The organism is Halomonas sp. FeN2, from assembly GCF_020595105.1.
Lineage (GTDB): Bacteria > Pseudomonadota > Gammaproteobacteria > Pseudomonadales > Halomonadaceae > Vreelandella > Vreelandella neptunia.
On sequence record NZ_CP074200.1, the window covers coordinates 1580568 to 1598701 of the forward strand.

Annotated in this window: 15 protein-coding genes; 1 reads left to right on the top strand and 14 read right to left on the bottom strand. The window is 57.7% G+C overall.

Annotated features, from left to right (window positions below; translation table 11 throughout):
* Window positions 1-27: 27 nt before the first annotated feature.
* From KF947_RS07365 to KF947_RS07405, 9 genes are all read right to left on the bottom strand, one after another.
* Entirely contained in the window at window positions 28-1131 is a 1104-nt protein-coding gene (locus KF947_RS07365; RefSeq protein WP_133733250.1) for a serine hydrolase, read from the bottom strand.
* Window positions 1132-1187: 56 nt separating this feature from the next.
* Window positions 1188-2312: a heparan-alpha-glucosaminide N-acetyltransferase domain-containing protein gene (locus KF947_RS07370; protein ID WP_227405834.1), complete on the bottom strand. Its 1125-nt coding sequence runs from the start codon at window positions 2310-2312 to the stop codon at window positions 1188-1190.
* A 188-nt stretch (window positions 2313-2500) separates the two neighbouring features.
* On the bottom strand, window positions 2501-2794 hold the full coding sequence (locus KF947_RS07375; RefSeq protein WP_166650429.1) for a hypothetical protein: 294 nt from the start codon (window positions 2792-2794) through the stop codon (window positions 2501-2503).
* Between the two features lie 331 nt (window positions 2795-3125).
* Window positions 3126-3896: an SDR family NAD(P)-dependent oxidoreductase gene (locus tag KF947_RS07380; protein WP_227405835.1), complete on the bottom strand. Its 771-nt coding sequence runs from the start codon at window positions 3894-3896 to the stop codon at window positions 3126-3128.
* A gap of 43 nt (window positions 3897-3939) precedes the next feature.
* Window positions 3940-5103 carry a Gfo/Idh/MocA family protein gene (locus KF947_RS07385; protein ID WP_133733243.1) on the bottom strand — a complete coding sequence of 388 codons (1164 nt, stop codon included), beginning with the start codon at window positions 5101-5103 and terminating at the stop codon, window positions 3940-3942.
* A gap of 37 nt (window positions 5104-5140) precedes the next feature.
* Window positions 5141-6193 (bottom strand): sugar phosphate isomerase/epimerase family protein, encoded by a 1053-nt coding sequence (locus KF947_RS07390; RefSeq protein WP_227405836.1) that lies wholly within the window; start codon window positions 6191-6193, stop codon window positions 5141-5143.
* 91 nt (window positions 6194-6284) lie between these two features.
* Window positions 6285-7238: an ABC transporter substrate-binding protein gene (locus KF947_RS07395; protein WP_133733245.1), complete on the bottom strand. Its 954-nt coding sequence runs from the start codon at window positions 7236-7238 to the stop codon at window positions 6285-6287.
* Window positions 7239-7352: 114 nt separating this feature from the next.
* Complete coding sequence (locus KF947_RS07400) at window positions 7353-8378, bottom strand: ABC transporter permease (RefSeq protein ID WP_227405837.1); 1026 nt, start codon at window positions 8376-8378, stop codon at window positions 7353-7355.
* On the bottom strand, window positions 8371-9882 hold the full coding sequence (locus KF947_RS07405) for a sugar ABC transporter ATP-binding protein (RefSeq protein WP_133733246.1): 1512 nt from the start codon (window positions 9880-9882) through the stop codon (window positions 8371-8373). The genes KF947_RS07400 and KF947_RS07405 overlap by 8 nt, the downstream gene beginning before the upstream one ends.
* A gap of 125 nt (window positions 9883-10007) precedes the next feature.
* On the opposite strand from KF947_RS07405, the gene KF947_RS07410 reads away from it, so the two are divergent.
* The gene (locus tag KF947_RS07410) at window positions 10008-11321 is read left to right on the top strand and encodes an ROK family transcriptional regulator (protein ID WP_227405838.1); all 1314 of its coding nucleotides are present in this window, start codon (window positions 10008-10010) and stop codon (window positions 11319-11321) included.
* A 42-nt stretch (window positions 11322-11363) separates the two neighbouring features.
* Here the strand turns inward: KF947_RS07410 and KF947_RS07415 are convergent, their stop codons facing one another.
* The 5 genes from KF947_RS07415 to KF947_RS07435 form a co-directional block, all read right to left on the bottom strand.
* Window positions 11364-13109 (bottom strand): IlvD/Edd family dehydratase, encoded by a 1746-nt coding sequence (locus tag KF947_RS07415; protein WP_227405839.1) that lies wholly within the window; start codon window positions 13107-13109, stop codon window positions 11364-11366.
* A gap of 63 nt (window positions 13110-13172) precedes the next feature.
* Complete coding sequence (gene araH / locus KF947_RS07420) at window positions 13173-14189, bottom strand: L-arabinose ABC transporter permease AraH (RefSeq protein WP_133733729.1); 1017 nt, start codon at window positions 14187-14189, stop codon at window positions 13173-13175.
* 55 nt (window positions 14190-14244) lie between these two features.
* Window positions 14245-15738, bottom strand: coding sequence for an L-arabinose ABC transporter ATP-binding protein AraG (gene araG, locus KF947_RS07425; protein ID WP_133733730.1), 1494 nt, complete (start codon window positions 15736-15738; stop codon window positions 14245-14247).
* A 46-nt stretch (window positions 15739-15784) separates the two neighbouring features.
* Window positions 15785-16780 carry an arabinose ABC transporter substrate-binding protein gene (locus KF947_RS07430; protein WP_133733731.1) on the bottom strand — a complete coding sequence of 332 codons (996 nt, stop codon included), beginning with the start codon at window positions 16778-16780 and terminating at the stop codon, window positions 15785-15787.
* A 106-nt stretch (window positions 16781-16886) separates the two neighbouring features.
* A complete protein-coding gene (locus KF947_RS07435) occupies window positions 16887-18098 on the bottom strand; it encodes an aldose epimerase family protein (protein WP_133733732.1) in 1212 nt (403 codons plus the stop codon).
* Window positions 18099-18134 lie beyond the last annotated feature (36 nt).

Consider the following 18134-nt stretch of genomic DNA (forward strand, 5'->3'; position numbering starts at 1 on the left):
TTCTAAGGGGTCATTCGGGGCGGTAGTTTACCACGCCTTACCCAGGGCTCCGCTATAACGCAATGCTTCGCCCACACGGGCCAAGGCGCGTTCGTGAGCGCTTACCGCCTCTGGCCCGCGAGTACAGGTGACAATCACCCAGGGCCCTTGTGTTGCCATAACCGCGTTAGTGCGCTCGGCTATACCGGCATCGCAGCTACGCCGCTGCTGAGTACCGGTTTTGTGGGCGAAGCTTATGACGCTCCCCATACCCGCCTGAAGACGCTGTTTACCGGAACGGGTTCGCAGCATCAGCGCCAACAGTGTTTGCCGCTGCTCGTCATTTACATCTTCCATGGCACCTGCTTGTCGAGCAGGGTGCAGGCTGGCAAGCAGGTCGCCAAAGGCGCTTAGGGTGCCCACGTTTTCACCGGTGGCTTCGTAAGCATCAAACGCATGGTCGTAATCAGGCTGGGCGAAAGTATCAGTGCTAACGCCTAACACGCGCGCTAACGCCTGCCCGCGCTGGCTCACCGAGTGCTGTCGCAGGGCGATAAAATCCATTCCGCCAAGTTCTCGTGCGTCAGGGTGGAGTTCACCGTAAACGCCTTGGCGCACGCCGACCAGTTTAGAGATAGGGCCCATCTCATCGGGGTTACCGCCGCTTGCGGCGATCATCGCACGGGCGCGTGCGTTAACTGCCGCCAGCCCCACGCGGTCAATCAGCATATCGGTGGCGGTGTTATCGCTGACGGTAATCATCTGCTCCATCAAGTAACGAATGGAGATAGGCGTGCCGGGGTCGTGCCAATTAGTAGGCCCCGCGCCATCGACAAAGTCACTGCGCGCCAGCGTTAACCGATCATCCAGTGTTAGCGTGCCCGCCTGACGCTCTGCGAGTACCTGTGCCGCCACCGGTATTTTAATCAGCGAGGCTAAATACCAAGGGTCATGGGCACGCCATGAAAACGCTTCGCCACTGGCGAGGTTTTGTACATAAACGCCCAGTTGACCCTCAAAGACACCTTCAATGGCCTTCAAGCGAGCGGTTAAATCACCCTGCCAAGCGCTCTTTTTATCGACCTCATAGTACCAATTTGTATTATACCCATCTGCGTAAATCGGGAGCGCAACCAGCAGCGCTACTGCCATTAGTCCACGTTGTATCCAGTGTCGCAATTGGTCACTCCAGCAGTTATTGATTGCTTTTAACGATGGTTCGCCATCCAGCGGGTCACCCAAATCCACGCCGCGGCGCCAAGTATCAACAGGCCACCTACGCCCAGTGCCTGTGGATAGGTGTACATCCCCTCGCCTTCCCACAAAAAGCGCAGCACTAAGAAAACCATCACAATATGGAAAATAAACGCTTTAAGGGCATCTGAACCGACCATCGTCAGCGGCAAAAGTGCCTTCGCGGCTTTGGCGCCACCGGCTAACGCAAGGGCTAACAGCATCAGCGCACCGCCCACGCTAAACAGCATAAACCCAAGCCCTGGCGGGTGTTTGCCGACATTATTGGCCACCGCTAGCATCGCCGCAGGTACATCGCCGCTGGCAAATGCCAATGCATAAAACCCCGCCACCATCAGCGCACCCAGGCTTAACAGAGTGAGCACTAAGCGGCGCCGTTTGGCGGAGTCGAAGTAGCAGCGGAGCAGCGCTTCGCCGATAAGCAGCCCGACGAGAATCATCGGCGCACGGCTAATTTGCCCCCAGGTGTAGTGGTCTTCATGATCGACCAGCAGCGCCTTCAGAATATCGTTGCCGCCAAACGTAAGGCTTTGCAGCCAAATAGTCAGCGCGATTAACGCGCCAATGGTGGCAAGTCGACCCCAGAGCGGCGCCCGCGCCCATAGTGGCAACATTAGCGGCACCCAAAGCAGCGCGATGGCGTAGAAGCCTAAGATTTCGACCCAAATCGCAAAACGGCCATAGAGGAGCGCATCGACGATTTCGTTGGGCGGGTAAAAGGGCAGCATTTCGATGACCAGCAGCGCCTTATACCAAAACCATACTTCTACGGCGCGTAGCCATAACTTTAACCGACGCTTAGGCCAGTCATCGCTTTGAGTGTAGGAAAGAAACGCCACCGCCAGCGCAATGCCAAAGACCAGAATAAACAGCGAAGAAGAAAATTTGGTCAGAAAATGGATCGGCACCATGCCCCAATCAGGCACGTTGCGAATACCCACTAATCCGCTGACCGAGTGGCTGACAATCATCAAGCCTATTGCGATACCACGGGCTAGATCAATCGCTGCTATGCGGCCCTCGCCCTTGGGCAGTTGGGGCTTTTCTGTCCATTTTAGGGGCGACCAGTTCGGGGGCATCGAGACATCCTTGTGGGTAGCGTCGTCAAATTATTAAGCTCGCCGGTGCTTAACACCTTAGCGCGAAATTATATCGTGCGCTTTGGTTGATGCTGTTAACGGCCACACACAAAGATGCCCCGCAGTGGGCGGGGCATCCATCGACTCATCCTTGAGCCCGAGAAAAGTTATTCCTTAAAGATTGCAAATTACCAGCCGGAATCATCCTCCTCTTCATCGGTGGCGGGTACTTCTTGCTCCTCTTCCTCTTCTTCGTAAGTGAATTCTTGCTCTTCCTCTTCGTACTCAGTACCTACATCCGAACCTTTATCTTGCTCAGTGTCGTAACTGTTGTAGGTGCCTGGATCATCCTGCGTCGTTTCTTCCTGTGGGGTCGGTTCGTACTCGTCGCTGCTGTCGACTTGAGCAAACGCAAGCGGGCTGGCCAACAGGCCAAATGATACACCTAGGATGCCAAGTTTCTTGAGAGATTCCGTCTTCATCATGATACTGCTCCTATCAAACGTTGCTACTTAACATCGGTGCGAGCATCGCACTGAGTTTAATGGGTAAGAGCGTCAGGTCGTCCTACCTGTTCCACTCTTACCGACTGCATTGCAGTGCCCATGCCAGCCTGTGCCAATCGTTAACAAAAAGCATTGTTAAACAATTGCTTATATATCTCAAACACACAACAACCTTTTGATTTTATTAACAAAAACTAGCCCTCTGCTGTTTAAAATAGGCACATGCCCCCCAATGAATCAGGCCATCATGGCAATAAAGGAAGGTTTTTAGAGCTGATGCCCTACCAACGATCATTACCTTTCGTGCCTACCCCCAGCCAGCATCAACCGCCAACTCCTGGCCGCTGATGGCTAGGCTTTCGTCGCTGGCTAGAAACAGTACTGCAGGGGCGATATGCTCAGGCTCAAGCCTTAATTTGAGGCACTGGCGGGTTTGAATGGCGGCTTCATCGTCGGGGCCAATCCACTTTTCAAGCTGCCGCTGGGTCATGACCGCCCCCGGTACCAGGGTATTGACGCGAATATTGTGCTCACCCATATCGCGCGCCAGGCTACGGGTTAAGCCATGCACTGCCGCCTTGGCGGTGACGTAAGCGGGCAAGCCGCCCAGCGCCATCTGCACGCTGACCGAGCCGAAGTTAATAATCGAGCCGCCGCCTGCCTGGATCATCTGTTCAGCCGCCGCCTGGGCGGCAAAAAACATTGGCCGCAGGTTGAGCGACATGCGCTCATCCCAGTAGGCAACATCGACATCCTGCCAGCGATGACGATCATCACTGGCGGCATTGTTCACCAGGGTATGAATCAGCCCGACGTTTTGGCCGGTATCGGCGATGACCTTTTGCAGGCTCTCCACATCGCGAATATCGCAGTGGTGGTAAAGCGGTGGTTCCCCGGCTTCGGCGCTCAGCTCGGCGACCAACGATTCGCTTGCTTCGTCGTCAATATCGACAAACACCACCTGGGCGCCCTGATGATGAAAGGCACGGGTAAGCGAAGCGCCAATGCCGCTCCCGCCGCCGGTAATAAAGACCACACGCTGCTCAAGGCACCCATAACGCGCTAAGTGCTGGTTCATAGCGGCTCTCTCTTGATGTTGTTGTTATCTCAGGCGGCCGTCTTCACATATCCACCCACTGCCCACCGGCGGCGGACGAGGCCAGCGCGCGGGTAATAAAGGTTAGGCCTTCGACACCGTCGGCTACCCCCGGTGTTTGCATCGCCAGTGCCTCGGCGCGTTCACCCCGTTGATGGGCGTGAATTTGCACGGCGAAATCGCGATAGAGCTGGGCAAAGGCTTCGAGATAACCTTCCGGGTGCCCGGGTGGGATTCGCACGGCCGCCATGGCGGCTTCGCCCAGACCAGGGCCGTTGCGGGTCAAGATCCGCGGTGGCTCTCCAAGTGGCGAATGTACTAGCTGATTGGGCGTTTCCTGGCGCCAGGCCAGGCCACCTTTACTTCCATAAACGCGTAGCTGCAGGCCGTTTTCGTTGCCCGGCGCCACCTGGCTCGACCACAGCATGCCCCGCGCGCCGCCCTTGAAGCGCAGCAGCATATGCACGTTGTCATCCAGCGCGCGTCCTTCCACAAAGGTGTGCATATCGGCGGCGAGGGATTCGAGCTCCAGGCCGGTCACATAGCGCGCCAGGTGGTAGGCGTGAGTGCCGATATCGCCCAAACAGCCCGCCGGGCCGCTGCGTTTGGGGTCGGTGCGCCACTCGGCTTGCTTGACGCCGCTCTCTTCCAGGCGGGTGGAGAGCCAATCTTGCGGGTACTCCACCTGGACGACGCGAAGATCACCCAGCTCACCGTTAGCCACCATCTCTCGCGCCTGGCGAACCAGCGAGTAGCCGGAGTAGTTATGGGTCAAGCCGAAGAACAGCCCCGTCCGTTCCACCAGCTCGGAGAGGGTTTGCGCCTCCTCCAAAGTAATCGTCATCGGCTTATCGCAGATGACGTGAAAGCCCGCCTCAATAAAGGTGCGCGCCACGTCGAAGTGCACATGGTTGGGGGTCACAATGGCGACCACGTCGATACCATCCGAGCGGTTGCGCTCAGCTTCGGCCATGGTTTGGTAGTCGGGGTAGGCGCGGTCGGCGTCAACGTGGAGCTCCGCGGCGGCGGCCCGACTGCGCTCGGGGTCAGAGGCAAAAGCCCCGGCGACCAGCTCGTAGTGGTCATCCAGCCTTGCGGCGATGCGGTGTACCCCGCCAATAAACGCCCCCTGGCCGCCGCCGACCATGCCCAGGCGGAGCCGACGCGGCGTGTCGTGTTGATTGCTCATATCGCTTTGTCCTGTCGTCTAGTGGAGGCCCAAATCGCTAAAGACCTAAGATGCGCCGATTGGCGGCTTGGTCTGAGCCGCTGTCAGCGAAGTCATCAAACGCCCGCTCGGTTACCTCAATAATGTGATCGCGGATAAAGGTCGCGCCTTCCCGTGCGCCGACTTCCGGGTGTTTCAGGCAGCACTCCCACTCCAGCACCGCCCAACCGTGGTAGTCGTTGGCCGCCATCCAGGAGAAGATCGACTTGAAGTCGATCTGGCCGTCACCCAGGGAGCGGAAGCGGCCCGCGCGCTCCGTCCAGGACTGATAGCCGGAGTAAACGCCCTGCTTTGGGCTGGGGTTAAACTCGGCGTCCTTAACGTGAAACATCTGAATGTGGTCGCGATAGACGTCCAGAAAGCCGCGATAATCGAGCTGCTGCAGAATTAGGTGGCTGGGGTCATAAAGAATGTGGCAGCGCGGGTGGTTACCGACCCGTTCTAGGAACATTTCAAAGGTGATGCCGTCGTGCAGGTCTTCGCCGGGATGAATCTCGTAGCAGAGGTTCACGCCCGCTTCGTCAAAGGCGTCCAGAATCGGTCGCCAGCGATTCGCCAGCTCGTCGAACGCCGTCTCGACCAACCCCGCCGGGCGCTGGGGCCAGGGGTAGATGAACGGCCATGCCAGCGACCCGGAGAATGTGCCGTGGTCGGTGAGGCCGAGGTTTTGCGATGCCTTGGCGGCCAGCTTGAGCTGATCAACCGCCCAGGCCTGGCGCGCCTTGGGATTACCGCGCACTTCGGGCACCGCGAAGCCGTCGAACATCTCGTCGTAAACGGGATGCACGGCGACCAACTGGCCCTGAAGATGGGTGGAGAGTTCGGTGAGCGTCAGGCCGTGCTCGGACAGGGTGCCTTTGACCTCATCGCAGTAGGTGCGGCTCTCGGCGGCGCGTTTGAGATCGATCATGCGTGCATCCCAACTGGGAATCTGTACGCCCTTATAACCCAGTCCCGCCGCCCAGGCAGCAATGCTGTCGAGGCTATTAAAAGGGGCGTCATCACCGGCGAACTGGGCGAGAAAGAGCGCTGGCCCTTTGATTGTTTTCATAGGACTCTCTCAATATCGTTTGGATAAAGTGCTTGGGTAGGCGCGGGAAGGAGAGGTGTGTTTTTACCCGCGCCTATTAATCACTACGCAATCAGAACGGCGAGTCGGGGAAGTAGTACTGCTCGGCGTTCTCCTGGGTGATCAGCGGCGAGCCCAGAATGTACTCGCCCAATACCGGGCCATTGGAGACAAAGTGCTGCACGGTGAGATCCATGGCCGTGGCAATCATGGCGGGCGGATAGAGCACGTCCACCGGCACCAGTTCGTCGCCTTCCATGACTCGCTTGATGATGTCCTTCATGCCCGCGCCACCGACGATAAATAGCTCGTCTTCACGATCCGCCTGACGCACGGCTTCAATGACGCCAAGGGCGATATCATCATCCTGGGCCCAGACGGCGTCGATGTTATCGAAGCGCGATAGGTAGTCCTGCATGACTTCAAAGCCATCGTCGCGATTCCAGTTGGCGTGCTGCATATCGAGAATATTGACGTCGGAACCTTCGATCGCTTCCTGGAAACCTTCCACCCGCTCATCGTCGATCACGGTGGGAATGCCGCGCAGCACAACAATGTCGCCTTCGCCATCCAGGCGATCGCGGATGTACTCGCCGGACACGCGGCCTAACTCGTGGTTATTGCCCGCCACGTAGAGGTCTTCGATGCCCTCTTGATTGAGCCCGCGATCCACCACGGTCACAAACACGCCCGAATCCTTGACGCGCCGTACCGGATCGGTCAGCGGGCCGGATTCAAACGGCAGCACCACCAGCGCGTCGATGTTGCGCAGCGACACCAAGTCTTCGAGATCATTGGCCTGCTCACCCGCCGTGCCCGCTGTGGAGATGGTGATCTCAATATCGGGATAGAGCTCCTCAAGGCGTTTTTTGGCTTCTTCGGCATGGTAGTTAACGCCCCCCGTCCAACCATGGGTGGCGGCAGGAATGGATACGCCGATGGTATATTCCTGGGCAACGGCGGCGCCGGAAAGGCCTATTGCTGCGGCAGTGACGCAGGCCGCCACGGCTGTTTTGATGATTCGCATAGTGGTGCTCCTTTCATGTTTGTAATTGTTTTGCTGTTTTCACTTGCTGTGTTGCGAGCTGCTAAGGGTTGATGTTGCGGACGTTCTCCCAGTTTTTACATTTGCTGCAGTGCCTTAAGGCGCTGATTTCCTCCACGATGCACGCTGCAAGTAGACCGCCACAATGATGATGATCCCCTGCACCGTACCGTTGAGATAGTTGGAAATGGCGTCGGTCAAATTGAGAATATTGCCGATCATGGTGAGCATGATGGCCCCCACCACCGTGCCCCAGATGCGTCCATGCCCACCCTTGAGCATGGTGCCGCCGATGATCACCGCGGCAATTGCCTCCAGCTCCCAAAGCACCCCGGTAGCACCCGATGCCGATCCCAGCCGGGGTACATAGATAATCGTCGCCAAGGCCACGCACACGCCCTGCAGCATGTAGGTCATGGTTTTGATGCGGTCGACGTGGATGGCGCTGTATTCGGCGACTTTTTCGTTGGAGCCGATGGCAAAGCAGTAGCGCCCGAAGCGGGTATAGTTGAGCAGGATATAGCCAATAATCGCGACCGCCAGAAACACCCAGACCGGAATGGTGATGCCCAGGAAGCTGCCGTAATAGACTGGGCGATAGATATCGCGCACTGCCCAGTCCAGGGTGAGGGTGCCGCCATCAGCGAGGTACGTCACCAGTGAGCGGTAAATCCCCATGGTGCCGAGAGTGACGATAAAAGCCTCGATCTTGCCTTTGGTGGTCACCATGCCGTTGATAAAACCCGCGCACAGCCCCAGCAGCAGCGAGGCGCCCACGCCCAGCAGCACGGTGGTCAGCCCCGCGCCAAACTGCTCGACGAGGCTGTTCATCAAAATAATCATCACCCCGGCAATAAAGGCCGCCATCGCCCCTACCGAAAGATCCAACCCACCGGCGGTAATCACGAAGGTGGCGCCGATGGCGATAATGCCGATAAAAGCACTGCGGGTGAGCATGTTCGAGAGATTATCCAGCCCCAAAAACGCCGGATTGATCAACACGCCCAGTAGCGCCAGAGCCACCAGCGCCACAAAAGGCCCCCAGGTTTTCAGGTCTATGGCGAAGCCTTTCTGCTTGGTCATTTTGTTAGCTGCTTTGTCAGTTGTTTTGTTATTAGCCATAACGCTGCTCATCGATCCCGGCTCCCTTGATACCCGATGCGTACTGCATGATTTCGTGTTCGTTAATTTGCTCGCCTTCAAGCACCCCGGTGAGTACCCCGGCGCACATTACCGCTACCCGGTGGGAAAGGCCGATCAGCTCACCCATCTCTGAGGAGATCAATATCACCGAGCAGCCCGCCTCGGTTAATTCATGGATAAAGTGATAAACCTGGTGCTTGGTGCCCACGTCGATGCCCCGGGTCGGCTCGTTGATAATTACGATTTCAGGGTCAATGGACATCACTTTGGCGAGCAGCAGCTTCTGCTGGTTACCGCCGGAGAGTTCGGCAGCGGTGCGCGCCGCCGTACGCAGGCGGATATCAAAACGCTGGATAGCCTGTTGAAAGGCCTGCTCTTCACGGCGGCGGTCAATAAGCGGGTGACAGTGAGCGCGTAAATTGAGCAGCGTAACGTTGGAGCGCAAGTCCATATTGAGCACCAGGCCTTTTCCCTTGCGATCCTCGGTGAGATAGGCGATTCGCTGATGCACCGCATCGCGCAGGTGGCGCAGCACCACTGGCTGGCCGTTGCGCAGCACTTGACCGGCGCTTTTACCGCGTAGCCCCAGCATGGCTTCAAGCAGCGCGGTGCGGCCAGCGCCCACGATGCCGCCAAACCCCAACACTTCTCCTCGACGCAGGGTAAAGCTGGCCTGTTTAACGGCACCGGGCACCACCATATCTCGCGCTTCCAGCACCACCGGTGCATCGACAGGAAGCTGAGTGCGCGGTGGGTACATTTCCGTGATTTCACGCCCCACCATCAGCCGCGCCAACTCCTCTTTGCTGCGCCCGGCCATGGAGCCGCTATCCACCAAATGGCCGTCGCGCAATACCGTCACGCGGTCGGCGATCTGCTCAATTTCAAGCAGCTTGTGGGAGATATACAGAATCGCCACGCCCCGCTTTCGCAAACGGTCAATCAATGCGAACAGCACCTTCACTTCATTTTCAGTCAGGGTCGCGGTGGGCTCATCCATAATCAGCACACGTACATCCCGGGTGATTGCCTTGGCAATTTCCACCATCTGCTGATCAGAGGTACTCAGGTCTTTCACGCGGGCGCGTGGGTCAACGTCGGTCTCAAGCTCCGCTAGCGCCTCCCGGCTTTGTTGCCGCATGGCTCGCCGATCCAGAAACATGCCACGCCGCAGTTCGCGGCCCAGGAAGATGTTCTCCTCCACGCTGAGCTGTTCCGCTAGCGCCAGTTCCTGGTGGATCATTACCACGCCGTCGGCCTCCGCCTCACCGCTGGAGCGGTAGTGCCGTTGCCTGCCGTCTACCCATACCTCGCCGGCGGTGGGGCGAAGATAACCGGCCAGAATTTTTACCAGGGTCGATTTGCCAGCGCCGTTCTCACCCAGCAGGGCGTGCACTTCGCCCGCCTGCAAGTCGAGATCAACGTCGAATAACACTTGGTTTTCGCCAAACGAGCGGCAGAGTTTGCGCGCTGATAACAGCATGGGGCCACCTGATGAAGTCTGTTGTTATTGTGTTGGGGGCTTATCAACATCGATTGCTTTAGACTGATGCTTGATTTACTTTAGGTGCTAAAATAAATATCTGCATATGCAACTTAGGTCGTATTTTGGCATTTGCGCTCAACCCCCACGATGAGAGCGCTCAGCAAAGTGCAGCACTGCTTTTTTTCAACACGAACTATAACGGCGACCCTATGGCCCTACCGTCGACTGATACCAGCCGCCTCGATAACACTCTGGCGGTGATCCGTACTCTGCGTGACCAAGGATCGGTGGCACGCATCGACCTGGGCGCACTCAATGGCATTAGCTCTGCCACCGTCACCTCGATCAGCGCCGAACTACTCCAGCAGGGATTGATCTGTGAGCGGCCGCCCGAAACACCCCGCCCCACCGGGCGTGGCCGACCAAAAACCTTGATTGAACTCGACCCTAATGCCGCCTGCGTGGTGTGCATCAAGCTATCGATCAATGAGATCCAACTGGTGGTGGGCGATTTTTCGGGTCAGGTACGCCATAGCGAGCACCACACGGTGCCCACCCTGACGCTGAGCGCCGACGATCTGGAAGCGTTGCTGGAAGAGAAGATCAGCGCTGTTTGCGCGCAACAGCTAAAAGGGTTTCAACGCTTGGCGGGGATCTGTTTGGCCGTGCAGGGGGTGGTGTCATCGCAAAGCGGGTCGATTATCTGGTCCCCCGCTTTAAGCTTCCGGAACGCACCTATATCGGCTCGTTTAGCAGAACGTTTTCACTGCAGCGTACTGCTGGAAAACGATGCCAACTGCATCGCCAGCGTGCTAGCGGCACAGCCCGCCTATGCAGACTGCCCCAACTTGGTGGTTATTATGCTGGGCTATGGCATCGGCATGTCGGTGTTGATTAACGGCGTGCCTTATCTCGGCGCCACTGGCTCGGCGGCTGAGTTTGGGCATAGCAAATACCAGCCCGATGGCGCCCTATGCGCCTGCGGGCGACGGGGCTGCATTGAAGCTTATGCCAGCGATTACGCGCTCTATCGCGAAGCCGTTCGCCATTTGGCGCTGTTTAATAGCGACACCGCGTACCCTTCAGAACAGCAAATGCAGGCCCTCACGCAAATGGCACTGCAAGGCGACCCGTTGGCACAGGGTATTTATGCAAAAGCGGGCCGCGCGCTGGGGCATGGTATCGCCAACGTGCTGGCGCTGTTCAATCCCGATCTAGTGCTGATTACCGGCTCTGGCGTGCGAGGCTTTGAAGCCATGCAAGCCGCCATGCATAGCGCCATTGACGAAGCGCTCGTTACAGAGCTGATTGGCACCACCCGCATCGAGAGCTGTGCCTGGGATCGCGACATGACCTGCATGGGCGGCATCGCACTGGCGCTACACGCCACCGATGCCCAGACGCTGTTAGATAGTCAAACCGCTAGGGAGGCTTAACCAGATTGGGAGTGTTGTAATACGTTAGCGACGGGAGAGCGGCTAATGCGAGTGACGCGGCACGTCAGAACCCCGACAGCCGACCAGGAAGTCGAAGTCGCAGCCTTCGTCCGCCTGGAGCACCCGCTCGATATACAGCTGGCGATAGCCGCCCTGGCTGGCGATCAGCGTCGAGGCGGCGGTGGGGTCGCTTTCGGCCAGACGCGAGGCCAGTTCTTCATCGCTGATCTCCAGATGCAGGCCGCCGCTGGCGCAGTCGAGTTCGATCCAGTCGCCGTTGCGTACCGCCGCTAGCGGGCCGCCGGCGGCGGCTTCGGGGGCTACGTGCAGCACTACGGTGCCGTAGGCGGTGCCGCTCATACGCGCATCGGAAATACGCACCATGTCGGTAATCCCCTGGGCGAGGATCTTGGGCGGCAGGCCCATGTTGCCTACCTCTGCCATGCCGTGATAACCGCGGGGGCCGCAGTGTTTCATGACCAGGATGTCGTTGGCTTCCACGTCCAAATCCGGGTCGTTGATGCGTGCTTTGTAATCGTCGAAGTCTTCAAATACCACTGCGCGACCGCGATGCTGCATCAGCTCGGCGGTCGCCGCCGAGGGCTTGAGCACCGCACCGTTGGGGGCCAGATTGCCGCGCACCACGCATATACCACCGTCTGCGGTGAGGGGGTTGTCCAGCGGACGAATGACTTCATCGTTGTACAGTGGGGCGTCCTGAACGTTCTCCCAAAGTGTTTTGCCGTTGACGGTGAGTGCGTCCTTGAAGGGCAGCCGGTCGGCTTCACCCAGGCGCCTGAGTACCGCCGGTAGGCCTCCAGCGTAGTAGAACTCTTCCATCAAAAAGCGCCCGGAGGGCTGCAGGTCGACCACCGTGGGGGTGCCGCGCCCGACGCGGCTCCAGTCGTCCAGGGTCAGGTCGACGCCGATACGCCCAGCAATGGCCTTGAGGTGAATCACCGCGTTGGTGGAGCCGCCAATCGCCGCGTTGGTGCGAATGGCGTTATCGAAGGCTTCCTTGGTGAGGATCTTGGACAGCCGCAGGTCTTCGTTGACCATCTCGACAATGCGGTTACCCGATAAATGGGCCAGCACGTAGCGGCGGGAGTCCACCGCGGGAATCGCCGCATTGTGGGGCAGCGAGGTACCCAGCGATTCAGCCATACAGGCCATGGTGGAGGCGGTGCCCATGGTGTTGCAGGTACCGGCGGAGCGGGACATGCCTGCCTCGGCGGCCATAAAGTCGTGCAGCGAAATCTCACCCGCTTTGACCTGCTCGGAGAGCTTCCACACCACGGTACCGGAGCCAATATCCTTGCCCTTGTGCTTGCCGTTGAGCATCGGCCCGCCAGTGACCACGATGGTGGGGATATCGCAGCTTGCCGCGCCCATCAGCAGCGCCGGGGTGGTTTTATCGCAGCCCACCAGCAGTACCACGCCATCCATGGGGTTGCCGCGAATGGCTTCTTCCACGTCCATGCTGGCCAGGTTGCGGGTGAACATGGCCGTGGGACGCAGGTTGGATTCGCCGTTGGAAAACACCGGAAACTCCACCGGATAGCCGCCCGCCTCCAGGATGCCCTGCTTCACGTGTTCCGCCAATTTGCGGAAGTGGGCGTTGCAGGGCGTCAGCTCCGACCAGGTGTTGCAGATACCGATAATCGGCTTGCCCTGAAACTCATGGTCGGGAATCCCCTGGTTTTTCATCCAACTACGGTACATAAAACCGTTCTTATCGGCGGTGCCGAACCATTGGGCGGAGCGTAGGGGCGGCTTGCGATCAGACATGGGAATCTCTCCGGAAAAAATCGGTGAAAAAGTTCATGGTAAAAAAGGCATCGATATGTGGTGTTAGGCCCGCTGACGACGAGTGTGTTTCCAGCGGTCAAACATCACGGCCAGCAGTAGAATTCCACCGCGTACTAGGTACTGGTAAAACGTCGGCACGTTGAGCAGGCCCATGGCATTCTGCACACAGCCCATGATCAGCACCCCGACCACCACGCCGGTGATGGTCGCCACACCGCCCGACAGCGCGACCCCGCCCAGCACACAGGCAGAGATTACTGCCAACTCCAGCCCCATGGAGGTATTGGGGTCGCCCAGCCCCATGCGCGAGGCCAGCAGCACCCCTACGATGCCAGCCACCACACCCTGAAGACCGAAGACAATAATTTTGAGGCGGCGGACGTTGACCCCCGCCAGCGCAGCGGCCTCGGAGTTACCGCCAGTCGCCAGCACATTGCGTCCGAAGGCGGTCATATTGAGTATCACGCCAAAGATCACAAAGCAGGCCAGCATCGTCCATACCGGCAGGGTTAGACCGAGAAAGGAGGCGCTGCCCAGATCAAAGAAGCCCGGCACGGTAATCATCACGGCGTCACCACCAGAGGTGATGTAAGCCAACCCGCGCACAAACTCCATTGCCGCCAGCGTTGCGATCAGCGAGTTAATGCCGAACTTGGCAATGACCAGGCCGTTAAAGGCACCTACCGCGCCCCCAGCCACAATGCCCCCTATCACGCCAATAAACACGCTACCGGTGCTGGTGGTCACCGTTGCGGCGACCACCCCTGCAAAGGCCACCGTGGAGGCCACCGAAAGATCCACCTCACCCAGCGCCAATACCAACATCATGGTGGCGGCTAAACTGCCGATTAAGGTCACCGACAGCAGCAACCCGACCATATTGCGGCCGGTTAGGAAGTCAGGGATGAGCACCGCTAGCGCGATAAACAACAACAAAAAAATCGCGATCATGCCCGAGGTATCGAGCAGTGTACGTAGCGGCTTGATAAGCCCTTGGCGCCCCGCCGGGCGAGCGGGCGCTTTATGGCCATCGCTTTGGGTTACATCGTTCGTTGTCATGATTATCGTCCTGAGCGTGTTCTTTTAAGAGCGAGCGTGCTGAAAAAAAGCCGACTTAGGCGGGCAATGCCAGCCCCAACAGGCGTTCGGGGGTGGCCGATTCCCGCGGCACCACGTCCACCAGTTCCCCGTCGCGCATCACCGCGATGCGGTCACAGATGGAACTGACTTCCGCCAGGTCACTGGAAATCACCACGACGCTTTTTCCCTGTTCGGCCAGGTCGTAGAGCAGCGAGTAAATATCTCGCCGCGCGCCCACGTCGATGCCTCGGGTCGGCTCGTCCATCACGAACAGATCAATCTCTTCAGCCAGCCAACGGGCCAGAATCACCTTCTGCTGATTACCGCCCGAGAGCTTACCAATGGGCGTTCGCGGGCCCGGCGTTTTAACGCTGAGTTGCTGGATATACGACTCGGCATTACGCCGTTCACGGCCAGGGTGGCGGAACATTCCCCAGCGTTTAAAAAAGCGTCGACAGCTGATATTGAGGTTGTCGGCGACGCTTGCCACCGGGAAAATACCCTGGGATTTACGATCCTCCGGGCACATGGCAATCCCTGCACGAATGGCATCTTGAGGGCTTTTAAACCGTCGCACCTCACCATTGAATTGCACGCTACCCGCTTTGGGAGACTCGACCCCGCAGACCAGCCGCAGCAACTCGCTGCGTCCGGCGCCGACTAGACCAAACAACCCAAATACTTCACCGCGCTTAACGGAGAAACTTACCGGTGCCTTAAGGCCACGCCCCTGAATGCCCTCGACGTTCAATATCACGTCGCCATGCTCGCGAGGGCGATAGCCGTAAACATCGTTGATATCCCGGCCCACCATCTCACTCACTAGGAGGTCGTGATTCAGAGCCGACATATCCTCGTGGGTGCGAATATGCTGACCATCGCGGAAGATCGTCACCGCATCGCACATGTCAAACACCTCTTCCATACGGTGCGTCACGTAGAGCACCACCCTACCCTCGTCACGCAGCCGTTTGACGATGCGCTTTAGCTGGCGAGTCTCTTGAATGGAAAGGCTGCTGGTAGGTTCATCAAAGGCGATAATCTTGGCGTCGCGCAGCAGTGCACGACCAATCTCAATCATCTGCTGTTGGCCGATCGAGAGATCGCGCACCTTGGTCGAGGGGTGGATATTCCCCTCACCAAGGTCGGCCAGAATCGCCAGCGCTTTTTCGCGCAACTGGCGACGGTTAACAAAGCCCCGCCGCGTAGGCAGTTGGCCCAGCAGCAGGTTCTCGGCCACCGACATATTGGGCGAGAGCGTCAGCTCCTGGTAGATAATGGCAATCCCTTCCCGCAGCGCTTCACGGGCGTTACTGAACACGTGGCGCTGGCCGTTGATCCACAACGCCCCTTCCGCCACGCGGTTAACACCACTCAGCACCTTGAGCAGGGTTGATTTACCCGCGCCGTTCTCGCCCATTAGCGCATGCACTTGGCCGGTGTGAGCCGCGAAGCTCACACCATCCAGCGCCCGCACTCCAGGGAAGACGACGCTAATCGCGTCGAAACGTAGATAAGCATCAGACATGCTTCAATTACTCCCGCGGTCACTTATCGTTACAGACGCCGTTTTCTTATAGACCCAGGTCTTCGCGCACTTCCTGCCAGTTCTCACGCGTCATCAACACGCCTGAGGTTTCGGTATTGGCTGGCGGTTGTTTGTCCTCGCTAATCCAGCGATAGAGATCTTCAGCGGTCTGACGTCCGTGCATAGTAGAGCTGACAGCCACGGTACCGTGAAAGCCCGTGGGGTTATCGCGTGAGAACTCCGCAAAGGCAGCACCGGAGCCGTTAATACCTACGCCGATCACATCTTCTGGTGCCAGACCGTATTGCTCGGTAGCCCGGACGCCACCCAGCACACTTTCCTCGTTAAGGGCATAGATCACCCAATGCTCATAATCGCCACGCTGCGAGAGCACCGGGGATGCGGCCGAGAAGGCGCTGGCGGTATCGCTGTTCTGCTGTGGCGCATCAAAGATATTGCCTTCAGGGAAGCCAGCGTCAAGTAGCGCAGCGGTGGCACCATCAGTACGCTCAACGGCGGTGGGTAGCTCGTTATTGGTGATGCGTAGCGCGGCCACCTCTTCAGGATTCCAGCCGCGCGCTTCTATTTCGGCGGCAATCGCATCGCCTACCTGCTGACCAATCTTATAACCGGACATGCCCAGGTGCGGTACGCCTTCCATCGGTTCGCCGCTCGAGTTAACGAACTGATCATCTACGGTGACTACTTTCATATCGTACTGGTTAGCACGGTTCATGATGGCGGGCCCCAGACGCACGTCCGGCGGACAGATTACAAAGCCTTCAGCACCCTGGGCATAGAGGTTATCAATGGCGGTGAGCACTTCCTGGCCATCTTCGCCGCTTAGGCGTACCACGTCGAAACCAAGCTCTTCGCCGACTGCCGTCGCGGCCTGTTGTTCGTTAATAAACCATGCCTGCTCTGGTTTTTTAACGATAAAGCCAATCTTCACCTCGTCTTCCTGTGCCTGTACTGACCCCAGCGAGGCCAGCATGATGGCGCTGCCGAGAGCTAAACGAGTAAATGTTTTGGTTAGTTGCATGGTCTTACTCCTACTTTTATTGATTATTTTTGCGTCGCTGTGAATGAGCTGTTTTTAATTGTGGCGATTGTTGCTTGCTCAGGTTGCTAGTAACGAACGCTGCGCGTTACTCATCAAAAGATTCCTGGGCGGAAAAACGGTATACCGTACGAGAAAGGTAAGTATCATCGGGCTCTAGGATGGTGCTGGGAAACGCATCCTGATTGGGCGAATCAGGGTAGTGCTGGGTTTCCAGCGCAAAGCCAGAACGGTGGCCGTAGGCCTTACCCTGTTTACCGGTCAGGTCGCCGTTAAGAAAGTTGCCCGAGTAAAATTGGATCGCGGGTTCGGTGGTAGTGATTTCCACCATGCGTCCGCTCTGCGGCTCCCACACCTTGGCAGCCAAGACCAGTTCATCCGATGCTGCGTTATCACGGGCCAGCACAAAGTTGTGGTCATAACCGCCGCCAAAAGAGAGCTGTTCGTTGTCCTGCTCAATCCGTTCGCCGATAGGCGTCGCCTGGGTAAAGTCGAACGGCGTGCCATCTACTGCGCGAATCTCGCCGGTAGGGATCAGCGTGTCGTTAACCGGGGTAAACGCAGGGGCGTTAATCATTAGCTGATGATCGAGAATGGTGTCACTACCTTCGCCCTTTAGATTGAAATAGCTATGCTGAGTAAGGTTAATCGGGGTGGCTTTATCGGTTACCGCCCGATAATCCACCATCAGCTCATCATTATCGGTCAGCGTATAGGTAACTTCGGTCTCCAGCCTGCCAGGATAACCTTCCTCGCCATCTTCGCTGGTATAGCGCAGCACAAGCCCCGTGCCTTCATCACTCTCGAACGGCTCGGCCTCCCATAGCACTTTATCGAATCCTTGATCACCGCCGTGGAGATGATTGTTGCCATCGTTAGTGGCTAACGAATAGGTTTCCCCGTTAAGAGCGAACCGACCACCCGCAATACGGTTGCCGTAACGCCCAATGATCGCCCCGAAGTAGGGGTTAGCCTGGCGGTACTCTTCTGAGAGATATGTCTCAAGAGAGTCGAAACCCAGCGCTATGTCATCAAACTCACCCGCTAAGTTGGGGGTTTTCAGCGACAGGATGATGCCGCCGTAGTTGGTCACCCTCAGTTCGATACCATTGGCGTTGGTAAATTGATAAACATCGACCTGGCGACCATCGGGCAATTGACCAAACACCGTTACCTCCATGCCACTCTCAGCGGCTGTTTCGGTTTGTGCCTGAGCTGCATTGAACATCAATACAGCCAACCCGACGCCTAACAGTACTTTTGATCCAACGCCAGCTTTCTGGACGTATATGAGAGACATAACTTTCTCCTGAAGAGCATCATTGTTGTTATGGGA

Coding starts and splice junctions, on each gene's coding strand:
- KF947_RS07380 (WP_227405835.1), bottom strand. CDS start 3,896: ATGAACCAGCACTTAGCGCGTTATGGGTGCCTTGAGCAGCGTGTGGTC.
- KF947_RS07435 (WP_133733732.1), bottom strand. CDS start 18,098: ATGTCTCTCATATACGTCCAGAAAGCTGGCGTTGGATCAAAAGTACTG.
- KF947_RS07395 (WP_133733245.1), bottom strand. CDS start 7,238: ATGCGAATCATCAAAACAGCCGTGGCGGCCTGCGTCACTGCCGCAGCA.
- KF947_RS07370 (WP_227405834.1), bottom strand. CDS start 2,312: ATGCCCCCGAACTGGTCGCCCCTAAAATGGACAGAAAAGCCCCAACTG.
- araH (WP_133733729.1), bottom strand. CDS start 14,189: ATGACAACGAACGATGTAACCCAAAGCGATGGCCATAAAGCGCCCGCT.
- araG (WP_133733730.1), bottom strand. CDS start 15,738: ATGTCTGATGCTTATCTACGTTTCGACGCGATTAGCGTCGTCTTCCCT.
- KF947_RS07385 (WP_133733243.1), bottom strand. CDS start 5,103: ATGAGCAATCAACACGACACGCCGCGTCGGCTCCGCCTGGGCATGGTC.
- KF947_RS07405 (WP_133733246.1), bottom strand. CDS start 9,882: ATGCTGTTATCAGCGCGCAAACTCTGCCGCTCGTTTGGCGAAAACCAA.
- KF947_RS07375 (WP_166650429.1), bottom strand. CDS start 2,794: ATGAAGACGGAATCTCTCAAGAAACTTGGCATCCTAGGTGTATCATTT.
- KF947_RS07390 (WP_227405836.1), bottom strand. CDS start 6,193: ATGAAAACAATCAAAGGGCCAGCGCTCTTTCTCGCCCAGTTCGCCGGT.
- KF947_RS07365 (WP_133733250.1), bottom strand. CDS start 1,131: ATGGCAGTAGCGCTGCTGGTTGCGCTCCCGATTTACGCAGATGGGTAT.
- KF947_RS07430 (WP_133733731.1), bottom strand. CDS start 16,780: ATGCAACTAACCAAAACATTTACTCGTTTAGCTCTCGGCAGCGCCATC.
- KF947_RS07400 (WP_227405837.1), bottom strand. CDS start 8,378: ATGGCTAATAACAAAACAACTGACAAAGCAGCTAACAAAATGACCAAG.
- KF947_RS07415 (WP_227405839.1), bottom strand. CDS start 13,109: ATGTCTGATCGCAAGCCGCCCCTACGCTCCGCCCAATGGTTCGGCACC.